The 310-nt window shown below is 59.7% G+C and carries 1 pseudogene; it reads left to right on the top strand.

The window, feature by feature from the left end:
- Positions 1-310 (top strand): annotated as a pseudogene (locus A3754_RS27430) (hypothetical protein); the annotation flags it as partial.

Below are 310 nucleotides of genomic sequence, written 5' to 3'. Positions count from 1 at the left end.
TCCGGGCAGGACGTTCCCGGCGCCCAGGGTAAAACGCTGGATTCCCTCTCGGTCATGCGGGTAGAGCAGGGCCGTTTTGTGCCGGTGCCTTACCAGTTCGATGAGCTGGATGAGCACGGCATGGTGTGGTTTGAGGGGAGTCAATTCGCCATGATCGGCGAAGCCGGGCATCTGGATGCGGCAGATCAGCTTTTGATGATGCTCACGGATGCGGGCCCGCAGGCACCAGCTACGCTTCGTCCCGCCCAGGGAACTATCGTTGCCGATATCGCGGTGGCGAATAATTGCCATTTCTATCTGGTCGAAGGCA

This window comes from Alcanivorax sp. HI0083 (assembly GCF_001635175.1).
Note: the sequence above shows the minus strand (reverse complement) of the source record. Positions and strands in the feature narration are given on the sequence as shown.